The sequence below is a fragment of the Lactobacillus sp. ESL0681 genome, assembly GCF_029392835.1.
GTDB lineage: Bacteria > Bacillota > Bacilli > Lactobacillales > Lactobacillaceae > Lactobacillus.
The window spans coordinates 20,182-44,078 of record NZ_CP113943.1 but is presented as its reverse complement, the minus strand read 5'-3'; the positions used below and the strand labels follow the sequence as shown (position 1 = coordinate 44,078).

Here is a 23,897-nt window from a genome sequence, read left to right as displayed (position 1 = left end):
ATGTTTATATCACAATCAACTTAATTAGCCTTACTTTTAAAAATGTTCTTAAATTACTTTTTTTACAAACCTTTTTTGCAATTTCAAGCAATGGTACCCTAACTTCTCATAAAACTGATGAGCTGCTGTTCGCTCTTCACCTGAATTTAATCTAATTTCAGTTAATCCAAGTTGCTTGGCTCTAGTTTCAAGTTCTAACATTAACGCGTGACCAATTCCTTGGCCTTGGGCAGAACCAGATACTGCCAATGCTAAGACATTAAGCATTGGATCAAAATAACTTTCACTAAAAATTTCGGCATGCACATAACCTAGAACGGTTTCGTTTTCATCCTCAAAAACTAACAGCAAATGGTGCTGCTCATCACTAATTAGCCGTTTTAAATTATAACTGAAACTTGAAAGCTAGAAATCACCTCAAAAGAGCGTGATTTCTAGCTTTTTTTGCCTAAAAAATAAAAACGCAAGCCCTCTCTGCGTTATACTTTAAATAACCAAAACTAAAGTTACAGGAGTTCTTACGTTATGAACAGTATACCGCAATTCAATCAAGAAAAGGACACTTCTTCCTTAATTTCATCTTTTACAAAATTAATTGGTCTAGCTGACTTAAGTAAACAGGTTAATTTTAGACGTCATTCTTTAGTTAGCCTGCTGATGGTAGTTAAATGGCTAATCCAATCACGTTTTGCCCGTAAATCACTGTATCGTTTTGACCAACCAGCTGAATTTACCTCTAAGACTGGCAGAAATATCCTTAATGATGGCCGCATCAATTGGCAAAAACTGCTTTGCTTAGCTGCTGCCAAACTAATTAAGGTACTTAAACCGGTAATTGACAAGCGTAGAAGACTAGCTTTGATTGTAGATGATACTTTGCTAGCACGTTCCTATTCTAAGAAAGCGGAATTACTTGCCAAAGTTTACGATCATAATGAGCATAAATATATTAATGGTTATCGTGGCTTGACCGTTGGTTGGAGTGACGGCAATACTTTTTTGCCAGTTAATTTTGCTTTGATGTCCACCAAGAAAAAACAAAATCTGCTTGGCAGTAAAGCCACTACAACCGATAATCGTTCTATTGCAGGCAGAAGAAGAAACCAAGCCCAAAGGCAAATGAATGATGTCACGGTTGAATTGCTTAAGCAAGCTATCAATGAAGGTGTACCAGCAGACTATGTACTGTTTGACAGCTGGTTTGCCTCGCCAAAAATGTTCTGGCAGTTAAAGCAGTTAGGATTAGACAGTGTCTCGATGCTTAAGTTGAGCAAGAAGGTATATTACCGCTATCGTGGTCGCCTTTATGATGTAAAAAGTTTGTATGAACGCTTAGCTGGCTCAAAGCTGAAAGCCAAAGATGACTATCTTTATAGTTGTGTAGTCGAGGCAGAGCATCAAGGACATAGTTTTCCTATCAGACTAGTATATGTTACTAAACGTGGTAACAAGGGAAAGTACTTGGTTTTGGCTACCACCAGATATCAGTTGCAACCTAAAGAAATCATTCAGCTTTATGGTCGTAGATGGCAGATAGAAACCTACTTTAAAGCAGCCAAGCAATACCTAGCTTTAGATAAATCACAAATTCAAAGTTACGATGGTCAGTGCGGATATTTTGCAATTACCGCCTTAACTTATGACTTGCTGGCTTGGCAAGAGAGACAAGCAGTTGATGAGCGAACAATTGGGGATTTATTCTATTTGATGAATGATGCGTTGCCGGATTTGGCGTTTGAAGAAGCATTGGTCTACCTGCTAAGTACCCTAAAAGCAGTTAAAGAAGAAATAACCACAGAAGTCGAGCGGATGATAAATAATTTTATTAAATTACTGCCAAGATTTATTCAAAAGCAGCTGCAGAGAAGCGTCTAAAATATAATTAAGAACCAAAAAAGCCAGACTCAATAAGGAATCTGGCTAGTTTTACTGCTTTCAAGTTTCAGTTATTAATGGTTTTATCAACCGGATAATCATAGCCCAACTGACTTTTATTTATTTCTTGAATAGCTGGACCATCTCCAGCAACTGCATTACGAATCATTTATTTAAATCCTTTACAACTTATTTAGCCTTTTCGGTGCCATTTACAGCTAATCAATTCGTCACATAATAAGATTTTGACAAGCAAAAAGACTGCACTCAATTTTGAGGCAGTCTTAAATCATTATGCTTTATGTTTTGAATCTTGACTCTGCAATTTCTTACCTAAATCAATAACATATTGGCGCAATGCATCCTTAGTTTCGGGATGATTAAGCCCATATTCAATTGAAGTTTCCAGATAACTTTCTTTATTACCAACGTCATGGCGCTCACCTTTAAAAACATGAGCAAAGACACGCTGCGTCTTATTCATGGTATCAATTGCATCCGTTAATTGAATCTCACCACCACGACCAGGTTTTTGATTAGCTAAAACATCAAAAATCTCCGGTGTCAACAGATAACGCCCAATAATCGCATAATCACTTGGAGCTTTATCAATATCAGGTTTTTCGACAAAAGATTTAACGTTAATCAAACCTGGCATAATCTCATTTTCAGGTTCAATCACCCCATATTTAGAAACTTCTTCGTGTGGAACTGGCATCACCGCAATTGTCGAGGCATGTGTCTTAGCATAACGGTCAAGCAACTGCTTAGTAAGCGGCGTTTTATCCATCATTAAATCGTCACCTAGCATAACGACAAATGGCTCATCCCCAACAAAACTGCGGCCGCGAGCAATAGCGTCGCCTAATCCAGCTGGATAGGGTTGTCTGGTGTAATAAATATTAATCCCTAGCTGAGTAATTTCTTGCGACATCTTTAGTAAACCGGTCTTGCCATTTTCTTGTAAATTCTGCTCCAATTCTGGATTAGAATCAAAATGATCTTCAATCGGACGTTTATTTTTACCCGTGACAATTAAAATATCTTCGATACCTGAATTTTTAGCTTCTTCTACGATAAACTGAATTGTTGGCTTATCAACGATCGGTAACATTTCCTTAGGCATTGCTTTAGTGACAGGCATAAACCTTGTCCCTAACCCTGCAGCCGGAATAATAGCTTTTCTTACTTTCATAGTGTACTCTTTTCTTTTAGTGTTTCTAAATAATATAACAAATTTTATCTAATTATGCGAGCGTTTATAATTGCGCTTTCTTTGTAAGTACTCCGCTAATCTTCCAGCAGAGTATTGAACATTGGCAGTATTCTTGGCCACCAAGGCTGCATTAACGCAGGTTCCGAGTAATAGAAAGATTGACGCTAAATTGAGCCACAACATAAAAATAATAAAAGTACCGACTATACCGTAATTTTCCCAACTTATATGGAAATGGTGCAAATAAAAACCAAATAAAGATGACAAAAGCCACCAGCTAATCAGAGTAGTAAAAACACCAGGCCAAATAACGCGTTTTTTGAGCTTAATATTAGGCAAAACATAATTCAAATAATACAAAATACTAAGTAAAATAATCACTAAGACGGGATAGCGATAATTAAAAATCTTTTCGATTGTTTCTACCGGAAAAGCAAGAAACGGTTGTAAAAATTCCAGCGCTTCTTGACCAAAGATCAACATCAAACTGAGTAAAGTTACAATAATAATCATGATATTAGTCAAAAGAATTGTGAATGTTCTAGTAAAAACTGTTATTCGCCAACTTTGTTTAAGTTCAGTAGAACGAACTCCGTAAATCCGGTTCATGCCAATTCTAATCGCATTAACTAATGACGAAACCGACCAAATTGCCACCAAAATACCAAATGAGATGTAACCAGTTGAATTGCTCTTGAGTAAGGAATTAACAATTGGCATAATATATTCGGTAATCTGACTAGGAAAAATCAACTTCAAATAGCCTGCAATAGGTGCCGTATCGATATTAAACAATGGCAAAACATTTCCAATAATGATAATAGCTGGAAAGATTGAAAACAAAATATAGTAAGCAATTACAATTGCACTAGTTAGTACTTCTCCACGTGAAAATCTGAGTGACAAATTTTTATAAAATTGAACAAATTGTTGGCCAGCAGTCTGGCTTTTACTAGACATACGAATTTACTCATCCAGTTCATCGAAGTGCGGCAGATACTTTTCATAACCATCATACGGTTTCTGCAAGGTTAAAATCTTAGGACCATCCTTAGTAATAGCAAAAGTATGTTCAAATTGAGCAGACTTAGAACCATCTGGCGTGGCATAATAAACCCAATCATCATTAGGATCACTGACGCTCTTTTGTTCGATCCGCCAATCACCACCAGCTTCTACCATTGGTTCACAAGTAATCGTCATCCCTTCGCGCAAACGTAAGCCATGTCCAGCTTTACCCCAATGCGGCACCTCCGGATCTTCATGAATACTTGGTTGAATCCCATGGCCGACAAGTTCCTTAACATCACCATAATGATGCTCATCTTCAACATAATGCTGAATAGCCGCGCCAATATCACCAATTCGATTGCCTAGAACTGCCTGATCAATTCCTAAATACATGGCTTTACGCGTAGTTTCCATTAAATCGCGATCTGCTTTAGAAATTTCACCAACAGGATAAGTTGTACAAGAGTCGCTTTCAAACCCGTTTAAATTACAAGTCACATCCACCTTTACTAAATCACCCTCACGCAGCACAGTGTCTTTGCGCGGTGTAGCATGAGCAATTTGATCATTGACTGAAATGCAGGTTCCATATTTATAGCCCTCGAATCCCTGCTCTGAAAGACGGCCACCACGGCTCTTAACAAACTTCTGACAAAATTCTTCAATGTCCCAAGTAGTAATGCCTGGCTTAATCACTTCACGCAGTCCTTCAAACATTGATGCCAGTAAATGACCAGATGCCTGCATTCCTTTAAGTTCACGAACGGTTTTTATTGTAATCAAAATTAATTTCCCCTTTGTAAAAGTTTACTTAGTTACATTATAGCTTTTTTTAAAAGTTTACTAAAGAAATTCATTAAATCCCCTAAATTAGGTATAATACTATAATGAATGATAAAATCAAGAAATGAAAGGTATGACAAGCATGAAAGCTAGAATTGTCTACGCTAGCATGACCGGCAATGACGCCGACATGGCGGAAATTTTAGAAGAAGATTTATTAGACTATGATTTTGAAGTTGAAACTAGTGAGGCAGAATTTACCGATGCCAGCGACTATTTGACTTGTGATCTATGCGTCTTTGTCACATACACTTATGGCGAAGGTAAAATGACTGACGATATTGCTGATTTTTATGAGCAATTGGCTGAATTGGATTTACATGATAAACACTTTGCCGTCATGGGCAGCGGCGACCAAACATACGCTGACCATTTTTGCGAAAACGTTTTTGATTTTGAAAAAATGTTTAAGCAGGTTGGCGCAACACAAGTTACTAAACCTGTAACTATTGAAAATGAACCAGATGAAACATCAATTGCAGCAATTGATGCCGCCGCAAAAGAAATGGCTGAAAAGTTAAATGCGTAGAAATTCCCCAAATAAAACGAATATCGTATCCCAGGTGATTAACTTAATCAAGCGTCATCGAAATTTATTCGTTTACATGGTCTTCGGCTTCATAGCTGCTTTAATTAATACCAGTGTTTTTATGATGTTACATAAATGGTGGCGTGGATCAGTATTTTATTCTAATATTATTGCTTTTATTATCTCAAATTTGGCTTCTTATTTCTTCAATCAAAAGGCTGTATTCATTAATAACGTTGACCGAGATCACTCGACTTGGCATAAACTGATTATTTTCTTTACTTACAGAATTATCAGTTTAATTCCTGACCAAATTATTATGTCACTGGGAATTTCTTGGTTACACCTTAACGCCTTATTGATTAAGGTAATTGACCAAGTACTTGTTGGTATTTTCAATTATTTGACCACTCGGTCAGTCTTTCAGGTACAAGAAATGACGATGATTGAGCGGACTAAACGGCGAATTAGACGAATTGAAGCCAGTAAAAAAAGACATCTCAAATAAAAAAGCTAAAATTCAATTATGAATCTTAGCTTTTTTAGTTTGGTCAAAATAATTTATTTAACCAAAATCTATTGGTCGTTGACCTTTTTGCTTTGAAAAGTAATACAGAATGTCTGCTAAAATACGTTCTGCAGCATGACCATCCCCATATGGATTTTGTGCATTAGCCATTTCTTCATAAGACGCCTGATTTTCTAACAAATCAAGCATTGCAGACTTCACCTTGCTAACCTCGGTACCAACTAACTTCAAAGTTCCAGCTTTGACACCCTCAGGTCGTTCAGTAGTATCACGTAAAACAAGAACAGGTTTATTTAGCGATGGGGCTTCTTCTTGAACGCCACCAGAATCCGTCATGATAAAATAACTTCTTTTGGCTAAGTTATGAAAATCAACAACATCTAATGGCGCAATCAAATGTATCCTGGGATCATTATCGAGAATTTCATGAGCCGCTTCTTGTACTCGCGGTGACAAATGAACGGGATAAATAATTTCGACATCAGGATGGCTATCAACTACCTGTTTCATCACTCTGAAAACCCGTTTCATTGGTTCGCCTTGATTTTCACGACGGTGCATAGTCACTAAAATAATTTTGTGATCTGGATTTACCGTATCTAGCACTTCGTGATGATAATCCTGTTGAATCGTCTGTTCAAGTGCATCGATTGCAGTATTGCCAGTAATAAAAATATTTTTGGCTGGATGATTTTCCTGCAGTAAATTGGCCTTACTCAACTTCGTCGGCGCAAAGTATAAGTCCGCCAAATCATCTGTCATTTGCCGATTCATTTCTTCTGGAAATGGTGAATACTTTTGCCACGTCCGCAAGCCTGCCTCAACATGACCAATTGTTGTCTGTTCATAAAAACTAGCCAGACTAGCCGCAAAACTGGTTGTCGTATCACCATGTACTAGTACTAGATCGGGATTTTCCTGCTTAATTACTTTAGCTAAATCAATCATTACTTTGGCAGTAATTTCTTCGAGTGTCTGATTTTGCTTCATAATATCAAAATCATAATCAGGAATAATTTTAAAAATTTGCAATACTTGATCAAGCATTTCGCGATGCTGCGCACTAACTACCGTTACTTCATCAAAATTAGGATTGTCTTTTAATTTAAGTACCAAGGGTGCCATTTTAATCGCTTCAGGTCGTGTCCCAAAAACCGTCATTACCTTAATTTTAGTCATAAAAACCTCCATGTCCCTTTAATTTTACTCGATTTATTAACTCAAAAACAAGCTGATATGCTTTAATTATAGTAAATACAAAGAAAGTGCACCAAGATGAGACAGAATTTCAACTTATTATTAATTACCGGATTATTAATCATTATCGCTAGTTTTTGCCTAGTTTACAGCTTTGACAACCAACTTACTAAAAAGAGTAGACGCATTTTGTTTTTGTGCGCACTCATTAGCTTTGGTATTTGTGGTTTATTAGTAATCAAGATAATGCATGACCCTCTGGGGATGTAAACAAAAAATACGCGGTTCTAATAGAATCACGTATTTAAAGATTTATATTAATAGTTCATTAATCGATAGTAACGCCTAGTAGCTGAAGTTCGCCCAGTCCTAGTTGCATAGATATTTAATAATACATCAAAATAATGATTTAACACATATGGTTCTACGAATGACTTTAAATTATCAGGTAAATCTGTTAATTCAAAATCTTTTAGGTCAATTACGAAGCAATCCTTAGCAAATTTCTTGGCAAAATCAACTACACGTAAATCTATATCACGCGTTGTACCGCTATTAACCACAACATTTACACATTGATTTTGATCAGTGATTTCAAAAGGACCATGGAAATATTCACCTGCATGAACTGATTGTGACTTGATGCGTTCAATTTCCTCAGATATATAGTTTGCAAAACAACAAGCTTCGCCCCATGCGTAACCAGAAGAAACCCACATTTGCATTTCTGATAAATCTGTCTCGTTAACTTTTTTAACACTTTTAGGAACTAGAGCTTCAATCTTATCAGCTAAATGTTGTGACAAATCACTTAATTGCTTTTGAGCTGCAACAGTATCTTGGACTTGAGCTGCGCCACTATATACTTCTAAAAACCATCCAAGTTCAATTAAATTTGCATCAGTATCAACTGAATTAAATTGATAGTCTAAAATTCCCATTTTTTCCAATTCACTATTAGCATCACCAATAAAACCTAATTGAATTGTTTTAGGAGATTTATCCTTAATAGTATTCAGCGATTTAAGGAGTTCAGTTGTTGTACCAGTCTTTGTTCCAGAAACAACTAATGTATGCTCATCTAAGTCTGTCAAATATACGTCAACTAATTCTTCAGGACTAACAATAGTAAATGGAATATTTAATTGCTTGAACATAGTTGGTCGTAAATCAACAAATTTAGTAAAAGCACCTCCACAACCTGTAAAAAAGATCTTCTTAATTTCTAACTTTTTAATTTCGGTCGAAACTTGAGCCACATGATCTAACTGATCAACTGCTCGATCATAATTATTAATAAATTCCGTTCTGTTAAAATACATTTTTTCTCCTTAACTAGGGCTTTAAGAAGCCCATAAATGAACCTAAGACGCTAACAACAAGAATGGCTAACAAAATCCACATCATCTTTACATGCTTTTTCTTTAGCAACCAAGCAATAAAAAAGGTCAGAGCTAATGGCAACATATCTGGCATAATTGAATCTAACATACTTTGAATTGTTTCTGGATTTTTCCCACCACCAATTGCAAGCGGTATTTTAATGACTACCATTGAAGCTACCATTGCCCCAATTACAGTATTTCCTAAAATATTGATAACATATGTAATTGTATTCATTAAGCCGTCAGACATTTTGTCAAGGAATGTAGTTCCTAATTTATAGCCCCACATAGTTCCATAGTAACGTACTAATAAATTAGGAACATTATAGAGTAATATGAACAAAATAGGTCCTAAGATGTTACCCTTTTGAGCGAGTGAAACACCAATTCCACTGGCAATAATCCTTAGACTACCCCAAAAAACAGAATCACCTATCCCAGATAAGGGACCCATTAATCCTGTCTTCATTGAATTAATCGCAGACGGATCAAATTCTGGATCAGAAGCATTTTTTTCTTCCATCGAAGCTAAAACACCCGCAATAAATGGCGAAGTAGCTGATGTACAGTTAAAGAATTCCAAATGACGAGAAATTGCTGCTTTACGTTCTTCTTTACTCTTATATAGCTTATTAATAATGCCCGTCATCGTATAAGCAAATCCCATACTCATCATTCGCTCATAGTTAAAAGAAGCCTCCATGGGCATGCTGCGCCAAAAAATACCACGCAAATCTTTTTTAGTTAATTTCTTTGGATTTTCCTTATTACTAGAAGTCATCTTCTTGTACCTCCCCAGTACTTGGACTATTCGACACTGAAGCAGCATTCTTCTTAATTTCTTCCATAATTAAATACATAATACCGGCCATAATTGCGCCAATAATCGACACTGCAACCATGTCCAATTTCATATATGCTGCACAAACAAATCCAAGAAAGAAAAATGGTGCAACCTTTTTTGAAAATGACATATTAATTAACATAGCAAATCCAACTGCTGGTAAAATTTCTGTAGTAATAGTGATTCCATCAATCAATGCCTTAGGAATAAGCTTAATAAACGCACCAACAAATTGACTACCAACTGCAAAAGAAACGGTTGTGACAATTGCCATTAACAGAACCCGTATACCTGATGCCCACAAGTGCATATTCCCTGCACGAGTAGCATCACCATTACTTGCATATTTATCAGCCTTGTGAGCCATTGCTGGAAAGATAACTACATATAGTAAATTCTTAACTAGTAATCCCAAAGTAGCAATTGGTAATACTAATGTTAAGGCAACATTGACACCATATCCGTTCTTTAATGCTAATGCAGTCGCTAAAATACCACCAATTATTTCATCAGGTGGCACTGTCGCACCAACGCCCATTAGTCCCAAAAAGGCTAGTTCCAGAGTTGCACCCATTTTTAGTCCTTCAGTAATATCACCAAAAACCAAACCAATTAAACAACCTGTAACTATTGGTCGTCCAATAAACGAAGAGCCCAAAAAGTCTTGCATATTGGCAAACAGTGATATTACAAATATCCCTATAATTTGTAAGGCCATAATTACTCCTTCTTCTCAATCAAGTTATGAAATTCAACGTCTTTATCTGCTGGAGCTTGTTGAACCACTACACGAACTCCTGAATTCTCTAGTTCAGATAACTGATCGATTTCACTTTGTGTAACATAGACTGACTTAGCTATATTAACTGAATCATCTTTTTTAGACGATAATCCAAGATCGATTAATTTTACTTCAGGTACTAATTTAGTTAATTTATAAGCATCAGCAACGTTTTCCACTACAATAAACACACGATATTTATCCGTCACACCACTTTTAATAGCAGCTGCAGAATCTGCGATTGATTTAAAGATTAATTTTGCATTATCTGGCTTAGCCATCATAAATGTTTTCTTCCGAAAAGTATCTTTTGCCACCGCATCATTTGCCATTAAAATAGCATTAGCTGACAGATTATTGGTCCAAGCAAATGCTACCTGACCATGCAATAAACGATAATCAATTCTTGTCATTACAATCATAATTCACACCTAAAAACTTTCTTCTTCAGTAAAGCTATTATCAACTTTAATTAATTTAATACCAGACGAACCAAGCTCAACTACTTGCTGAAGATTTTCTTCAATTTCATTTACAGAATCTAAATCCTTAATACTAGAAACCTTAGTAATCAATTCCAGTATCAATGGTAAATTCATACCAGATATTAAGAAATAGCTTTCATTCTGAGACGTCAGATCTATAACGTTATTGTTGACTGAACCACCAATAATATCCGTCACAAAAACTATTTTCTGATCCTTAATTGGTTCTATTTCTTCAACTAATTGGTTCTTAAAATCCACATTATCATCCACATAGGCGGTAATGTAATGCAAGTTCTGCTGTTTCCCCATAATTAGAGTAACAGAATCATACATTCCTTTAGCCAAATTAGAATGGCTAGCTAACACAATTTCCATTAATTTTCCTTTCCTTTCGACAACTTTTAACTATCAATTAGAGTAATACAGCAATCGCTTACAGGCAACAAAAAAAGAGCCATTTTTTCAAATAGCTCTTAAAAGCGAACCAATAAGCGAACCAATTATAATTTTAATACCTGATTTTCATTTCAAAATTAACTACATTAGGATCATACCAAGATAAAGTATACTCTACTAATTCATCTTCTCTTGTGTAGCCTAAGTATTCAAACAATAATAAATATTTCTCCTTAACTAAGTTCATTCTACTTGCAATATCATTATCAAATTCAGCTTTAATAGTCGTTTTAAAATGATGTGGTTTAAGTTTTTTAGATTCCATATAATCATATAAAGATAATTTACCAAAATCATATCTATGCGCATCGGAAAATTGTCTAAAGGGAAAATATGATTTTTGCAATGCAACTATTTTATTATTGGCTTTTCTAGTTCGAATTAACTCATAAAATTCAGTTTGTGGTGCAAATAAATTTTCTTTAGTTGGATCCTGATAGACCATCTTAAAAGATTCAACTTGATTAGAGACAGTTTTTTGATTTATTCTAGTAATTTGTGTAAATGAATTCGGTGAACTATCACCAATAGCCAATGAATTATTTAATTTAGCTCCTTTTAAATACGTTCCCGAACCAGGACGCTTTTCTAATACATTGTCACTAACCAACGAATTAATTGCCCGCTTAATTGTTGAACGGCTATAACCTAACCTTTGTGAAAGTATCCGTTCATTCCAAATACGAGTATTTGGTGCAACTTCGTTTTTAATTATTAAATCTAATATTTTAGTTTTAGCTTCTTCATAAAGAAATTTACTCATGCTTATTTCCTTAAAATAAAATGCTCAGGCATGAAACATTCCTCTTCATACCTAATTATTTCTTTTTGACTGTTTTTTATTTTTAAACTACGAACTAGAATTTGACAAAAATCAGACGTTTTAGATAATAACTTCATTTCTTGAGCAGATGCCCAAGTTAACATTATTTTTTCACTTATATTATCTGCTAAAAAGACTTTGTCTATTTCCGCTTCTATGTCTTTTTCTACAGCCAATTGATCACAATGTTCTATCATATCATTAGGTATTATTGATTTTACTAATTGAATAGGTTCAAAATTCTCTTTTAAAACATAAATCCGTGATCTAAAATTAGTAATTTTCTTCTGAAAAATAGTCGAATAAAAATTAGAATTTGCTATAGTTTCATCAGAGACTAATTCAAGTACAACATTATCAGTATTTTTTTGTGACAGTGGCGTATGATATTCCTTTAAATTAATAAATCTCATATATTATATTTCCTATTTAAATAATTAGTTATATATTTATATAAAATACACTATTTAAAAACATGAAGCAATCAAAAAATCATCCATACCTACCTAGTATAGATGATTTTTATACTTATCTACATATCATATTAATGACCCCGGTGATCTATAAGATTAAAATTCTAGAAAGCCTTAGTAAGCAGAAGTGCTTATATAAAGGCTTTTTTGCTTTAAAGAAGCCTTTAGAAAGTATAAGAAATAAAAAAGTTGGCTAACATCTTGGCTAACAAAAACGCCGCTCAATTTAATGAACGGCGTTTGTAGTCCGACACCTAACTCCTAGGGCCCCCGAACTTGATCAAATACAGTATAACACTAAAAAACGCCGCTCTAGAGACTTTATCATCCAGAGCGGTATTTATATTTTTTATTTATTAGCTAACCGATTAATGTAACTTTGAGCTTTATCAAGTTTAATTTCATTTACAAAATCTAAGCTCTTAATTTCATCAGCAAACTCATAAATCATTTTATCATACTGATTGTCATTGCCATCGTCAGTTATAATTCGTAATGTTTTATCGCCTAATTCATTTTTGACAGTACCTAAATTATATATGAATATTTTAAATTTATCAGACAAATAGTTTGGTTTAGAATAATCCTTAGTCATGATTTTTATAAACTCAGTTTCTGATTGAAAAGTAAAAACTTTTTCTGGTACCAATTCTTTGGTTTTCAAATTTGAAACAGTAATTTGATCATTAAGATTATTCAGTTTAACTTGCCGCCTTATATAAGAAGTTAGTTTAGCATCTGTAATTCGTTTATTAGGTTTGTAATCATAATAAAGATATGTTTTTTTAAGAACTTCTATATCTTCACGCAAAGAATTAGAGCTAGTATAAATACTCGATACATCTAAAAAGCGGAAAGTATTGGCATAATATTTTATTCTACTTGACAAAAATGTTGATTTTGAAATATCCTCAAAATCATTATTAATATCTATATCACACATATTAAATACAGATTCTAGTGATTTATACATTAATTTAACAAAATCAATATTACATTCGTCATCAAAAGCAGTCAGTCTCTTAGTTCCTCTTATATGATAAAACTTGCTATATTGTTTTTGTGGAACATGAAATACAATACCCACATTCATTGCTTCATGTCTAATTGGATCTGGAACATATTGGCATACCGAATAGTACATTTTAAATTTATCATTAACCATTTTTACTTTCCTCCTTTCCAAGATGGAAAATACTTATGTATTTCATTTAAGATACTAGGATAATTTCTTAATTGAAATAACACAAATTTTTTGCATTCAATAATATCTTCAGTAGAAACATCTTCTTCATTCTTTTGCCATTCTATGGGTATATCTTTGAACAAATTATTAATTTGGTTGTCGCTAAGACTATTAATTACCTTTCCAATTGATTCAAATGGTGCAGGACCTTTAACATAGTCTTTTGCTATTTCATAATTACGACCATCCAAAGAAACTGTAGTAGGTGGTAAACATTGATAACTATTTAATTCATAACTAGTCCAGATTTGTCCATTTATAAAAATATCAGAATGATCTATTAAAAGTATCCTAGAGCTATTTACATCATAAAACAAATTTCCCCAATTTGACCATCTATCATCATTTAATATTATTTCATCAAATAAAAACATGCTGGGAATTTCATTCAAATTTTTTGCAGCATTAAAAAGATCTCTTGTTAGTGCAGTAGTACCTCTACGAAGTTCACTTGCAAAACATGGTCCTGAGACTGCTTGTATACCAGACAAATTAGCATCAGAGTCTATTATACTTTGAGATAGACAAACTATTTTAGCTGTAGGAATTGATAAATTCATCAATTTAGCTAATCTATATGCAATTAACTCATTGAATTCAACTTTATGAGTATTCGTAAAATCATTCTTCATTTTTATTACATATTCAAGCCCATCGTTACATAAAACTGTAAAAGGATGAGTTCTACCATTTTTGTTCGGTTCAATAATTTTTTCAACAGTTATCAACTTCACCACCTCCTTTCTGAATAAAACCGTTAATTATTATAAACATAATTTCTACTTTTGTCGATGTTATTATTAAGCACAAAAAGCCCGCCCCAGAGAAATTAATCTCCAGAGCGGGTTTTACTTTATAGTATAATTTTTACTTTTTCGCCATTGATCCACTTGTCTTTTCCAGCGCCAATTTTTAGATAGCCATCTTTAAGCTGATATGCTTTGTATCTGTCACCTTTCTTAAACTTGCGACCAGTTACTGGACCACCTGCATCGGCATGGCCTTTAGCTGAACCAGTGACCTCAATTATACAGTGGATATGCGAGTTTGAGTATAGGGGGTTTGGCTTATAAATTCCGCAGCGTCCGTCTATCCAGCCTTCTTTGACCTTATAAAAGCAACCATTTTTAAAGTCAGTCACCGTTCGTACCTTGTTGTACTTCAAGGTGTCGGTTTTCTTCTCGTTATTTGGTCCACTCCAGATGGTTGCACCCTTTTGCTTAGTGACTAAAAAGCCGCCCATAGCAGTTATTGGCACTTTAACTTTCCACGTCATTTCTTTATCTCCTTTCGTATCATTTTTACTGTGTTTATTCCAATCAGTGCCTTTTCCGTAGTACACGTTGAGGTCTAAGTCGCCATTCCAGCCAGATAAGCGACCTGTACTGGTGTACTGAAAAATGGCTAGCTTACTTTCCGACCAGTTACGCAGTGTGCCATATAGCTTGCGTGGCTTATAGCCGTATTGTGGCGACATTGTGTTGTACTGGGCAACCCACAGATAGTATTTGCTAGAAATCGATGACCAGTCATAAGCATTTTCGTCAGCCAGTCCCATATAGATTAGTGGCTTAGTACCAGTCTTTTTATAGACATAGTCCAGCCACTTTTTAGCCCAAGATACGCCACACATGGGAACAACAGCACCCTCGTAGTCAAGTACCAGCACTGCATTTTTTAGGTAGGGCTTAGCCGTCCTTAAAAAGTAATCAGCTTCAGCCTGATAGTTAGCTCCGTCTGCAAAATGATATAAACCAATTTTTTTACCAGCTTTTTTAGCGCTATTCAATTGGCTAGTCATAGCAGGATTGGTGTAGCCTGTGCCCTCTGTAGCCTTGACGATAACGAAATCACTTGCTACTTTGCCGTTATCGATACCTGCTTGGTAACTCGCCTCATCAACTCCATTTAGTGTCTTAGGCATCAGCATCAACCCCTTCAGTGAGGTCTTTTACTTCGTCTTCATTGAAGCCATCGACTGACTTAGCTGTGTCTTCATCTATCGTAGGTGTAACTGTTACTGGCTTGTCCGCGTTCATCTTAGCTACTTCTTTTTCAGCAAAGGCTTCAATCATTGCGATCACGGTTGGATCTACTTTGTGACCAGACTTTTCTAAAGTCTCAGATACCGAGTTAATGACGGCTTTCATTTTGGCACTACCACTAGCGTCAGTGGTCTCGTACTGCCGAACAAATGCGGCAGCCAAGCTCTCAACAGTGCTGACCAGCTTGTTGTTGCTTGTGTGTTTAGTAGCATAAACGCCTACCAAAATCGCTACTACAAAAAGTAGTGCGTAAATAATATCAAAAATTTCTTTTGTACTCATAAGATTTCTCCTTTATTTTGTTGGAAGCTCCTTAGCTTCTTCATATAATTTCGTACCAAGTCCATTGCCGCCAAGACTGTGATAGACACCATATATCTGGTTCAATCTGATGAATTGCTCATCAGTTGAATAACCTTGCTTGATTATAGTATGAGCAAGACCGTCCAACTCAACGTGCAAGTCTTCAACTTCTCCAGCCTTTAATTGATTGACGGTTTCAACTATCTCAGGAATCTGTGCAAGCAATTGCTCATTAGTTTTGACTTTGCGTTTATGACCTGACCACAGCCCGATAATAAACTGCACGATGCCAGACTGCATGATGAAATCCCAAAATTCTTGCAAAAATATAACACCTGCTTTCTTTCCAATCAAAAAAGCAATCTAGCTATTTTGCTAAATTGCTTTATTCGTAATGTGACCAACAGGATAAAATTTCAACCGTTTTATCCTCTTTATTAATTTTATAAACTACACGATGCTTGCCATTCAATCTTCTTGAATAATAATCTCGACCTGACGGTTCTAATTTTTCAAAAGATTGAATTGGTGAATACGGATTAGTCTTTAAAGTCCGCTCAATCTCGATAAATCGTTCACGTAAGTTACTTTTAAGCAGCTTTTTTAAATCCTTTTTAGCAGACGGTGTGATCTTAATCTGCCAACTATCCATCAATTTCAGCTATCATTTCATCTAAATCTACTGCTTCATCATCTTCATCATCACGTTTTATCGCATCCTGCAATTGTCCATTAGCCACCAAAGCCAAGGTTTCCTGCAATTCATCATATTCACGTTTACTGATTAAAACCGCACTCTTCTCATCAGTTGCTCCTGCAATAATTACTGGTTTAGCATCTCTATTTGCTTCATTAATTAAACCATATAAATTCGACCGTGCTTTAGTTGGTGTAACTATATCTGCCATGAAAATACCTCAATTCATTTTAATTAATATAATTATACCGTGCGGCTTTATGTACGTCAATTAAAAGCAATCTAGCTATTTTGCTAAATTGCTTTATTTAAATAAGTCTGCATATAAACTAATCATTCAACCACTTAAATCCTTCTTCTGGATCATCAAAATGGATATAATCACGACTATCAATTGAACGCTGTAATTCTCTCGTTGGTTTAGCAGTTATAGAATGTTCTTGACTTACCATTTAATCACCTCAATTCTTAATTAATTAAGCTAAATTACTTTATGGGTTTAGTTTAAACATTTAGGATTTCAAACTGTCTATTGTTTTTTGCATATTCTGAATATCCATCAATGCTTTAGCAATCCTATTTGAATTCACTACAATCTTATCATAATTATTAATCGTTTCTTTATAAGCTTTATCAGCAGTAACTTTTACCGAATTAAGATCACTTTGTTCTGCTTTGGTTCTAACCGCAGCATTGACTTTGCTATCGGCTTGACTAATAGTATAATAATTGTTCATATTGGGGATGGATATTCCAGATATTCGGTTATCAGTATAGCTTTTGGAGTTATTTTCTGCTGTAACAGCACGATTTTGGACCGCAGTAATATCATTGCTTAGACTATTATATTGACTAGAAGCAGCCGACTTAGTTTGATAAGTATTAGGCAACTTATCAAACTGAGAACTAAGATTATCTATATCTGTCTTAGGTGCTTTACTTGCTAAATTATTGCTATTGGTAGTTTTAAAACTATTAAAGTCAGTAGTACTAACTTTTTTAGCCAATTCCGTATCAGTCTGTACTTTAGAATATGCCCCTGTATCACTAGCAGTAATATCTATATTTCCAGTAGTATCAGGTGCTTTCTTATTGACTGTTTTAGGTAACTTGTCCACATTATCATTTGTATATTGATTTGCATCATCTGAATTAGGCAACCAAGTCATATCTGGTGGCGTGTTAGTATCTTGCCACTTAGCTAGTTTTGCTTCCTTGACCGGTACTGCACCACCACTGATATGAGCGGTTATCTTTACAACATTTGAATTAGTAAAAATTACTGTAACACTAGAATACCCAGCTCGACCATCACTTATAGCATTACCTGAACTCATAGTGATAGCTTTGCCAGTGTTATCCAAATACCAAATTGAGACCTTGTCATCACCAGAGTTTCCTTTGGTGTTATCAATCCAAGCATTGAGGGTATACTTTTCACCAGTTTTTATTGACACACTTTTATCGGAAAGCAAGCCATTACCACCTATGGTTTGTAATTCATCACTAGTCCCAGTTAGTAAGTTAGGAGCAAAAACAGGGATCTGTACATCACCTTTTTGACCATTGGCGCTGGTTACTGGTATATCGACTTTTAAGTCTAAATTACCAGTTGCATCTGGTGAAATTTTTTCACTACCATTAATTGAGGCAGACTTTACTTTACCAACTTGTTTGATGTCATTTTCATAAGTAGCTTTATCTAGCTTTGTATCTAAGACCTTTTGATTATCAGTTTTGAACTTAGTAAATTCTATATTTTCAACTTTTGCATTTAACTTTTTATCATTAGTATCTTTAAAAGTAGTAAATTCAGTCTTATCAACCTTACCCGCTAAATCACTATTTACTTCATCTTTATTCGCTTTAGCCTTTAAAGCTGTATTAAAGGTGTCTACATCAACTTTTGTTTTAGCCTGATCATCAGTGTATTTTTTTGCTTTTGTTACTGCATCGCTAACCTGAGTTGTAACATCAGTTTTATCAGCCTTTTTGTCTACTTCACCTTTTAATCCAACTAAATCTTTTTTGGTTGCAACTCCATCTTCAGTAACATTGACCGTAACATTACTAGTTTGGCCAACTACTACGTATACCGTCACATTAAACTGAAACATTGCCTTGTCGGTAAAGTCCGGCATACGTTCTGGATCAATAGTAGTAGCTACAGCATATAGAAATTCTTGATCGGCGCCCTCTTCTTTAGCATATAATCCAAGAGTATTGATATTGTAGCCATTTTTTAAGCCCTTGTTATTGAATTTCAGCAAAGCCCCAATTACAGTATCCTTGTCTTGAGCTGAATCTGTAATATCTGCTATTTCACCGTATTGCATAATACTTGGCAATTCAGTTAATTCCTGCAGTTCAGTAATACTTTTATTGGATAAGTTTTCACTGCTAGTTGCACACTTAGTAATGCTGAACTTAGCTTTACCAGCATTGACTCGTCTTACTAGTTCGATTCCTGCATTAGTTAACACAGTCTTATTATATTTTGACATCAAATCACTTCCTTAATTAAAAAGCTGAGATACATTTGCTTGTACCTCAGTTTCTACTTTTGCCGTTGTTCCCAATCCAACAAATAAATCATTGCCAATGATCGCTTGCTTTAGTGCGATTCTAATCTCATAGATCATATTAGCTGGTAAATAAACATTTAAAATATATCTAATATTGTCAATTTGCTCATTGCCAATATCCGTACTATTACCTTCTATAATTGCATTTCGTTCAGCATGGTCAATTGTGATATTAACGGGCAATTTTAATGTATTAAATAGCTCCCGCAAATACTTAATTGTAATTGGTCTTGGCGGCAAAAGCCTCATCAGGACGTTATTCTGCCTAGTTTTTAAATTTTCGCCTAATGTTGGTTGAATGCCAACCTGATCTTCAAAAACAGCAATCCCCTTACTATCTGTTTGCGTTACAAATTGATTTAACAAGGCGATAATTTGCCTATCTTCAAAATCGTTTAAGACCTGTCCATGTGCGTGCATAATTGCTTGCATTTCGTAGACATCTTGATAATATTCGGGTAAATATTCCATCAGGTTGTTACTCATTCAAAGTCACCTTCCCTAAAATTGGTAACTGCGATTCATCATTGTTAAAAATCAGTTGCACATCTTGGACGGCTCCATTTAGTGTCGGAATTGTGGCGTTAACTACTCCGTCAACTTGCATGATCTGGGCTAAAATTTTTGAACGATAAATTGTCATTGCATACCCTCGTCCAGTTTTTGGATCAATCACATGCCAATCTGCTCTTAAATTTTTAAAGTACTCCGATAACTTATCGTTAATCTGCTGCTTAACCGTATCCACACCGTGCTGACCATCAATCTGTATATTGGTTATAATGTCTATTGTTAACTCTGTTGGTGCTGTCACCATGACTTTGTGATCAATTGGTGCCATACCATATCCTTGAGCCTCACTACCAGATGGATCAATCAAGTTTTTAACTTTATTAACTAAGCTCTGATTAGCTGGCATCAAGTCGTTATTCAGAATCACTAGCTTGACCGTTCCGGGTCCATTCCAAACTGGATAAACTTGCGTTGCCCCAACTTCATTGATTTTGCTAGTCATTGCTAGATAGTCACTAACATTGCCACCGTATGCAATCCAATCATCTGAACCAAGTAACCGGCTGCGTAAATGATCGTCAGTCTCTTCATCCCTAGCCGGCGCAATAATTTCCGTAATCTCTGCCCAAGATAATTCATCATTTGGCGTCACTGGTAAAATCTGCCCCAGATACCCATTCGGTGTTGTACCTGGATCATCAGCAGTCATAGCAACAGTTAAGTCCTCATTAACTTGCGTCACGGTATAAAAAATAGGCGTTTCACCAATACTTGCGAATTGGTCGCCTATCTGTACATTATTAATTGCATTGCCATCACTATCGGTTATCTTAGCCTTAACTTCCGTTTGTGTTGCTGCGTATCTTTCAGTCCCACGCTCTTGTGCTCGATAGTCTAAGAATTCACCATCTGCTGTTTTGACATAAGTTTCCCTAATAATCGTGGCCATACGCAAATTTTCTTGCGCCATAACTAAGGCTGCTGGGGCAATCGCGTCATAGATTACTGACCCCTCACGTTTGTCAATATCATCTGGCACTGCATCTAGCATTTCATCAAGATAGTAGTCTACATCATGTTCTTCAAATTCTTGTGCTAAATCATCTGGTGTCACCTAGCTTCACCTCACTTTCTATTGGTACTTGGCCATATATCGTTGTGCAAGTCCCTTTTACAAATAGTGTCGTACTATCTTGCTGCTGAATAGAATCAATAACTAAATCAGTGATTCGGTCATCGTCAAGTAGTGCTTCTTCTAACATGCGTTGTATTTCAACGCAAGCATAAGAAAACGACTTGCCAAAAAGGTCTGGTAAGTCGTTGCCGTATTGGTCACTATAAATTGGATAAACAAAGCGCTCAGTGCGCAATATCTTATCGACTGCCTGCACCATAGCTGGTAGTTCATCAAACTTGCTACGAATTCTTCCATTTTTAACTTGAAAAGTTAGTGTTGGTTCATCTTCTTCAAGTTCTTCATCGTCGTCATTATCAACTGTATCTAGATCTGGATCAAAGCCGTCATCTTCATCAATGATTAAGTCATCATCATCCATTGGCTTACCACCTCCTGATTCTTTCATAAATAAGAATTCCTGCCAAAACTATAATGATTAAATCCAAAATTAATTTTATTACTTTAAAAAGAGTTTCATGTTTTTTCATTTGAATAATCCCCAATTTTTGCTATAATTACAGCAAAAGGGAAACGTTTCCGCTTCCCCTTTGCTTGTTACCTAAAAAGTTGGAACAATTGGAGTAACAAGCTCAAGATTGTTGCAAGACTTGCTAGGAAGCTAACCACATTAGTAAATTTATTAAAATTTACTTTGCGGTTGGCTTTTTTGCTTGCCTTGCGGTACTCTTGGCGAGTCATTTAACTCACTTCCCACTTATAGGCTTGTTAGTTTTTCAACCAACGTCATAATTATAACATGTTTTAGCTTAATTCTAACGGCTTCTTCGGTTCTCTTTCAAACAGATAAAACTGCTGACCGCCATCCATCCGAATCATCGTTACCTTATCATCTTTTTTAAGACTATTGTCTAGCTCGTACTTTACTTTTTCAGTAATAGTCGGTCTAGTGCCTGATTCTTTACCGATTTGGTCATCATGAGCATATACCTTAGTCTTACCATTTAGTACGATTTTGCCGATATTTTTACCTAACACGATAAAATCGTCAGTTAAAATCATGTCATTAGCCAGTTGTACTTCTAATGGATCAACTGAGCTAACAGTACCATAGACAATATCGCTATATTCGCTGTCGCTGCCGCCACGCTCATGCATCATTCTCCAGAGTTGCTCGCCAGCCATGATGCCACCTTCATTTCTAATTGACAAGTATAGTCTGCGCCGAAATTATGCGTTGCTTTTAAAATGGCACAGTTCTTTATTGTTTTATATCCCTTAATCTTCACTTCAGCGCTATTACCAGCTACTAAATCCAAGTTGCCAATGCAATCAATTGTTAGCGATTTATTAGCTTTATTTTTTTGCTTCAGTGTATTTTTAGCCTGCTTGACCATTTGAGCATGATTAGCCTTATTCTTCTTATTTTCGGTAATTTGCAGCTTACCCCAGCGACTAACCGTACTACCCTTTTTAGTCACTGACTTAAAGCTAGTCTTCTTAGGATCGTCGCTTTTAGCAGTAGCCGACTTTGATTTCGATTTTTTCTCATTCTTTTGGATTATCTTAACTACGTTTGCTGTATTATCAATATCTTTGGAATAAGTAAAACCAGTCATACCTGATTTATCACCAATAATAATTTTGAGTTTTTTCCTTGGCGCACGGTGTAATTCCAATTTAGAATAGTTAGCATAGATAAAATACATGTGATCTGTGGACTTAAGTGTTTTCTTAATTGCTGACTTGAGCATATCAAAATAGCTTTTGCCATCGCATACTTCAGCGGCCACTTTATGCTTAGGCTTATCAACCACCTTATGACTGATGCCAGCTCGTTTACAAACATCATTGAAACGATCCGCTATTGTGCCAGACTTCCATACAATCGAATCCTGATTCTTTAGATAACGGCTTTTATCAAAAGCAGTAATACTGACAACTTTTTCATGCGTAAGTTTTGCTTTAAAAACATAGCCGTAAAATACCTTTTTGTGATCCCAATAGAACTTTACGATACTGCCAAGGGCTGGTAAATAAGTCTTGTCTTGATACACTAAGTCAAAGTCTAACTGTCCTGCACTAAAATTTAAGTCAGTAATCCATTTTAAATTAGCTACGATATTTTTAACATCGTAGCCTTTTTTCTTATCTCTGGACCAAATCTGGAAAAATGTAATCATGCTTTCTTCACTTCACTTTTCTTAACCCAGCCTCGAGCACCACCAGAAGTCAGTGACACATGGATTGGGTATTTATGCCCGTTGGCAATATTGGTTACCTTACGCTTAGCATTTTTCTCGTATAAGCCTTTACCATGACCGTCAGAATCAGCATGCAATCGCCCATTGACAATTACTGTTGAACCTCTACCAATCTTTTTAGCAGGACTAGTACGCTTTTTCTTATGTGAAGACTTTTTGCTTTTTTTCTTCTTTTTCTTTTTGACTTTGGTATAGCTGGCTTTACGATATTCTTTCAGTTCAAGTGTGTAAGCATATTCGCCGTCATACCCATCTTTAAAGCCTACTTCAAAACTGCTAATAGTCATTGTCTTACTAAGTTTAGTTGATGACACAACTAGCTGCAGATGGCCCCGATCTTTTTCAATCTTCTTGAGCCATTTTATGTAATAGTCTGGCTTGTGAAAGTCGTCAGTTGTAACATAGTGCTCCTCCTCTTTAGGAAAGGTGCTTTCAATTTGTAAAGTGCTAAGCTTTAAAAAACCTTGCTGATTAATCTCGCCCAAATTAACCACAGTTTGTGATTTATCATCAGATTCATACTTGACCATTAAATCAGCCGGATTAACCGGTAATTCAATGGTTTTATTGTCTTTATAATTCGTTAAATAAATCGTAAATTGGTCTTCTTCTAATTCATTCTGCGCTTTCTTTTTGACTTTACTACTAATGCTAGCCAT

The 23,897-nt window shown here is 35.4% G+C and carries 29 protein-coding genes and 1 pseudogene; 3 read left to right on the top strand and 27 right to left on the bottom strand.

Annotated features, from left to right (window positions below):
- Positions 1-48: 48 nt before the first annotated feature.
- Positions 49-375, bottom strand: a pseudogene (locus tag OZX59_RS00295) (GNAT family N-acetyltransferase); the annotation flags it as partial.
- Between the two features lie 150 nt (positions 376-525).
- On the opposite strand from OZX59_RS00295, the gene OZX59_RS00290 reads away from it, so the two are divergent.
- Positions 526-1,875: a transposase gene (locus tag OZX59_RS00290; RefSeq protein ID WP_277126154.1), complete on the top strand. Its 1,350-nt coding sequence runs from the start codon at positions 526-528 to the stop codon at positions 1,873-1,875.
- Positions 1,876-2,167: 292 nt separating this feature from the next.
- Here the strand turns inward: OZX59_RS00290 and galU are convergent, their stop codons facing one another.
- The 3 genes from galU to map are packed head-to-tail and all read right to left on the bottom strand — an operon-like array spanning position 2,168 to position 4,885.
- A complete protein-coding gene (gene galU / locus OZX59_RS00285) occupies positions 2,168-3,070 on the bottom strand; it encodes a UTP--glucose-1-phosphate uridylyltransferase GalU (protein ID WP_277126153.1) in 903 nt (300 codons plus the stop codon).
- A 48-nt stretch (positions 3,071-3,118) separates the two neighbouring features.
- Positions 3,119-4,051, bottom strand: a complete 933-nt coding sequence (locus OZX59_RS00280) for a YihY/virulence factor BrkB family protein (protein WP_277126152.1) — start codon at positions 4,049-4,051, stop codon at positions 3,119-3,121.
- A gap of 6 nt (positions 4,052-4,057) precedes the next feature.
- Positions 4,058-4,885, bottom strand: a complete 828-nt coding sequence (map, locus tag OZX59_RS00275) for a type I methionyl aminopeptidase (protein WP_277126151.1) — start codon at positions 4,883-4,885, stop codon at positions 4,058-4,060.
- A gap of 142 nt (positions 4,886-5,027) precedes the next feature.
- Between map and OZX59_RS00270 the strand changes: the two genes are divergently transcribed.
- Both OZX59_RS00270 and OZX59_RS00265 read left to right on the top strand, forming a co-directional pair.
- Positions 5,028-5,474, top strand: coding sequence for a flavodoxin domain-containing protein (locus tag OZX59_RS00270; RefSeq protein WP_277127021.1), 447 nt, complete (start codon positions 5,028-5,030; stop codon positions 5,472-5,474).
- A complete protein-coding gene (locus OZX59_RS00265) occupies positions 5,467-5,982 on the top strand; it encodes a GtrA family protein (protein WP_277126150.1) in 516 nt (171 codons plus the stop codon). Before OZX59_RS00270 ends, OZX59_RS00265 begins: the two co-directional genes overlap by 8 nt.
- Positions 5,983-6,039: 57 nt before the next feature.
- Here the strand turns inward: OZX59_RS00265 and wecB are convergent, their stop codons facing one another.
- The 23 genes from wecB to OZX59_RS00150 form a co-directional block, all read right to left on the bottom strand.
- Positions 6,040-7,182, bottom strand: coding sequence for a UDP-N-acetylglucosamine 2-epimerase (non-hydrolyzing) (wecB, locus tag OZX59_RS00260; protein WP_277126149.1), 1,143 nt, complete (start codon positions 7,180-7,182; stop codon positions 6,040-6,042).
- 335 nt (positions 7,183-7,517) lie between these two features.
- On the bottom strand, positions 7,518-8,522 hold the full coding sequence (locus OZX59_RS00255) for an SIS domain-containing protein (protein ID WP_277126148.1): 1,005 nt from the start codon (positions 8,520-8,522) through the stop codon (positions 7,518-7,520).
- A gap of 13 nt (positions 8,523-8,535) precedes the next feature.
- Entirely contained in the window at positions 8,536-9,366 is an 831-nt protein-coding gene (locus OZX59_RS00250) for a PTS system mannose/fructose/sorbose family transporter subunit IID (RefSeq protein WP_277126147.1), read from the bottom strand.
- On the bottom strand, positions 9,356-10,147 hold the full coding sequence (locus tag OZX59_RS00245) for a PTS sugar transporter subunit IIC (RefSeq protein WP_277126146.1): 792 nt from the start codon (positions 10,145-10,147) through the stop codon (positions 9,356-9,358). Before OZX59_RS00245 ends, OZX59_RS00250 begins: the two co-directional genes overlap by 11 nt.
- A gap of 2 nt (positions 10,148-10,149) precedes the next feature.
- Positions 10,150-10,632, bottom strand: coding sequence for a PTS sugar transporter subunit IIB (locus OZX59_RS00240; protein WP_277126145.1), 483 nt, complete (start codon positions 10,630-10,632; stop codon positions 10,150-10,152).
- A 9-nt stretch (positions 10,633-10,641) separates the two neighbouring features.
- Complete coding sequence (locus OZX59_RS00235; protein ID WP_277126144.1) at positions 10,642-11,073, bottom strand: PTS sugar transporter subunit IIA; 432 nt, start codon at positions 11,071-11,073, stop codon at positions 10,642-10,644.
- Positions 11,074-11,206: 133 nt separating this feature from the next.
- Positions 11,207-11,917: a GntR family transcriptional regulator gene (locus OZX59_RS00230; protein WP_277126143.1), complete on the bottom strand. Its 711-nt coding sequence runs from the start codon at positions 11,915-11,917 to the stop codon at positions 11,207-11,209.
- A 2-nt stretch (positions 11,918-11,919) separates the two neighbouring features.
- Positions 11,920-12,390 (bottom strand): hypothetical protein, encoded by a 471-nt coding sequence (locus OZX59_RS00225; RefSeq protein WP_277126142.1) that lies wholly within the window; start codon positions 12,388-12,390, stop codon positions 11,920-11,922.
- A gap of 409 nt (positions 12,391-12,799) precedes the next feature.
- The gene (locus OZX59_RS00220; protein WP_277126141.1) at positions 12,800-13,615 is read right to left on the bottom strand and encodes a DUF3037 domain-containing protein; all 816 of its coding nucleotides are present in this window, start codon (positions 13,613-13,615) and stop codon (positions 12,800-12,802) included.
- A gap of 2 nt (positions 13,616-13,617) precedes the next feature.
- A complete protein-coding gene (locus OZX59_RS00215) occupies positions 13,618-14,424 on the bottom strand; it encodes a HipA family kinase (protein WP_277126140.1) in 807 nt (268 codons plus the stop codon).
- Positions 14,425-14,549: 125 nt separating this feature from the next.
- On the bottom strand, positions 14,550-15,620 hold the full coding sequence (locus tag OZX59_RS00210; RefSeq protein ID WP_277126139.1) for a GH25 family lysozyme: 1,071 nt from the start codon (positions 15,618-15,620) through the stop codon (positions 14,550-14,552).
- Positions 15,613-16,023: a hypothetical protein gene (locus OZX59_RS00205; RefSeq protein WP_277126138.1), complete on the bottom strand. Its 411-nt coding sequence runs from the start codon at positions 16,021-16,023 to the stop codon at positions 15,613-15,615. Before OZX59_RS00205 ends, OZX59_RS00210 begins: the two co-directional genes overlap by 8 nt.
- A gap of 12 nt (positions 16,024-16,035) precedes the next feature.
- Positions 16,036-16,368, bottom strand: coding sequence for a hypothetical protein (locus OZX59_RS00200; RefSeq protein WP_277126137.1), 333 nt, complete (start codon positions 16,366-16,368; stop codon positions 16,036-16,038).
- A gap of 61 nt (positions 16,369-16,429) precedes the next feature.
- Positions 16,430-16,696: a Txe/YoeB family addiction module toxin gene (locus OZX59_RS00195; protein WP_277126136.1), complete on the bottom strand. Its 267-nt coding sequence runs from the start codon at positions 16,694-16,696 to the stop codon at positions 16,430-16,432.
- Positions 16,689-16,952, bottom strand: a complete 264-nt coding sequence (locus OZX59_RS00190) for a type II toxin-antitoxin system prevent-host-death family antitoxin (RefSeq protein WP_277126135.1) — start codon at positions 16,950-16,952, stop codon at positions 16,689-16,691. Before OZX59_RS00190 ends, OZX59_RS00195 begins: the two co-directional genes overlap by 8 nt.
- Positions 16,953-17,070: 118 nt before the next feature.
- Positions 17,071-17,193, bottom strand: a complete 123-nt coding sequence (locus tag OZX59_RS00185) for a hypothetical protein (protein WP_277126134.1) — start codon at positions 17,191-17,193, stop codon at positions 17,071-17,073.
- A 60-nt stretch (positions 17,194-17,253) separates the two neighbouring features.
- A complete protein-coding gene (locus OZX59_RS00180) occupies positions 17,254-19,245 on the bottom strand; it encodes a hypothetical protein (protein ID WP_277126133.1) in 1,992 nt (663 codons plus the stop codon).
- A 12-nt stretch (positions 19,246-19,257) separates the two neighbouring features.
- Positions 19,258-19,812: a putative phage tail protein gene (locus tag OZX59_RS00175; RefSeq protein WP_277126132.1), complete on the bottom strand. Its 555-nt coding sequence runs from the start codon at positions 19,810-19,812 to the stop codon at positions 19,258-19,260.
- Positions 19,805-20,953, bottom strand: coding sequence for a baseplate J/gp47 family protein (locus OZX59_RS00170; RefSeq protein ID WP_277126131.1), 1,149 nt, complete (start codon positions 20,951-20,953; stop codon positions 19,805-19,807). Before OZX59_RS00170 ends, OZX59_RS00175 begins: the two co-directional genes overlap by 8 nt.
- Positions 20,940-21,422, bottom strand: a complete 483-nt coding sequence (locus OZX59_RS00165; protein WP_348636459.1) for a DUF2634 domain-containing protein — start codon at positions 21,420-21,422, stop codon at positions 20,940-20,942. Before OZX59_RS00165 ends, OZX59_RS00170 begins: the two co-directional genes overlap by 14 nt.
- A 356-nt stretch (positions 21,423-21,778) precedes the next feature.
- A complete protein-coding gene (locus tag OZX59_RS00160; protein WP_277126130.1) occupies positions 21,779-22,159 on the bottom strand; it encodes a DUF2577 domain-containing protein in 381 nt (126 codons plus the stop codon).
- Positions 22,132-23,157, bottom strand: coding sequence for a late control protein D (locus OZX59_RS00155; protein WP_277126129.1), 1,026 nt, complete (start codon positions 23,155-23,157; stop codon positions 22,132-22,134). Before OZX59_RS00155 ends, OZX59_RS00160 begins: the two co-directional genes overlap by 28 nt.
- Entirely contained in the window at positions 23,154-23,897 is a 744-nt protein-coding gene (locus OZX59_RS00150) for a hypothetical protein (RefSeq protein ID WP_277126128.1), read from the bottom strand. Before OZX59_RS00150 ends, OZX59_RS00155 begins: the two co-directional genes overlap by 4 nt.

Coding starts and splice junctions, on each gene's coding strand:
- OZX59_RS00290 (WP_277126154.1), top strand. CDS start 526: ATGAACAGTATACCGCAATTCAATCAAGAAAAGGACACTTCTTCCTTA.
- galU (WP_277126153.1), bottom strand. CDS start 3,070: ATGAAAGTAAGAAAAGCTATTATTCCGGCTGCAGGGTTAGGGACAAGG.
- OZX59_RS00280 (WP_277126152.1), bottom strand. CDS start 4,051: ATGTCTAGTAAAAGCCAGACTGCTGGCCAACAATTTGTTCAATTTTAT.
- OZX59_RS00270 (WP_277127021.1), top strand. CDS start 5,028: ATGAAAGCTAGAATTGTCTACGCTAGCATGACCGGCAATGACGCCGAC.
- OZX59_RS00265 (WP_277126150.1), top strand. CDS start 5,467: ATGCGTAGAAATTCCCCAAATAAAACGAATATCGTATCCCAGGTGATT.
- wecB (WP_277126149.1), bottom strand. CDS start 7,182: ATGACTAAAATTAAGGTAATGACGGTTTTTGGGACACGACCTGAAGCG.
- OZX59_RS00255 (WP_277126148.1), bottom strand. CDS start 8,522: ATGTATTTTAACAGAACGGAATTTATTAATAATTATGATCGAGCAGTT.
- OZX59_RS00250 (WP_277126147.1), bottom strand. CDS start 9,366: ATGACTTCTAGTAATAAGGAAAATCCAAAGAAATTAACTAAAAAAGAT.
- OZX59_RS00245 (WP_277126146.1), bottom strand. CDS start 10,147: ATGGCCTTACAAATTATAGGGATATTTGTAATATCACTGTTTGCCAAT.
- OZX59_RS00240 (WP_277126145.1), bottom strand. CDS start 10,632: ATGATTGTAATGACAAGAATTGATTATCGTTTATTGCATGGTCAGGTA.
- OZX59_RS00235 (WP_277126144.1), bottom strand. CDS start 11,073: ATGGAAATTGTGTTAGCTAGCCATTCTAATTTGGCTAAAGGAATGTAT.
- OZX59_RS00230 (WP_277126143.1), bottom strand. CDS start 11,917: ATGAGTAAATTTCTTTATGAAGAAGCTAAAACTAAAATATTAGATTTA.
- OZX59_RS00225 (WP_277126142.1), bottom strand. CDS start 12,390: ATGAGATTTATTAATTTAAAGGAATATCATACGCCACTGTCACAAAAA.
- OZX59_RS00220 (WP_277126141.1), bottom strand. CDS start 13,615: ATGGTTAATGATAAATTTAAAATGTACTATTCGGTATGCCAATATGTT.
- OZX59_RS00210 (WP_277126139.1), bottom strand. CDS start 15,620: ATGCCTAAGACACTAAATGGAGTTGATGAGGCGAGTTACCAAGCAGGT.
- OZX59_RS00205 (WP_277126138.1), bottom strand. CDS start 16,023: ATGAGTACAAAAGAAATTTTTGATATTATTTACGCACTACTTTTTGTA.
- OZX59_RS00195 (WP_277126136.1), bottom strand. CDS start 16,696: ATGGATAGTTGGCAGATTAAGATCACACCGTCTGCTAAAAAGGATTTA.
- OZX59_RS00190 (WP_277126135.1), bottom strand. CDS start 16,952: ATGGCAGATATAGTTACACCAACTAAAGCACGGTCGAATTTATATGGT.
- OZX59_RS00185 (WP_277126134.1), bottom strand. CDS start 17,193: ATGGTAAGTCAAGAACATTCTATAACTGCTAAACCAACGAGAGAATTA.
- OZX59_RS00180 (WP_277126133.1), bottom strand. CDS start 19,245: ATGTCAAAATATAATAAGACTGTGTTAACTAATGCAGGAATCGAACTA.
- OZX59_RS00175 (WP_277126132.1), bottom strand. CDS start 19,812: ATGAGTAACAACCTGATGGAATATTTACCCGAATATTATCAAGATGTC.
- OZX59_RS00165 (WP_348636459.1), bottom strand. CDS start 21,422: ATGAAAGAATCAGGAGGTGGTAAGCCAATGGATGATGATGACTTAATC.
- OZX59_RS00160 (WP_277126130.1), bottom strand. CDS start 22,159: ATGGCTGGCGAGCAACTCTGGAGAATGATGCATGAGCGTGGCGGCAGC.
- OZX59_RS00155 (WP_277126129.1), bottom strand. CDS start 23,157: ATGATTACATTTTTCCAGATTTGGTCCAGAGATAAGAAAAAAGGCTAC.
- OZX59_RS00150 (WP_277126128.1), bottom strand. CDS start 23,897: ATGGCTAGCATTAGTAGTAAAGTCAAAAAGAAAGCGCAGAATGAATTA.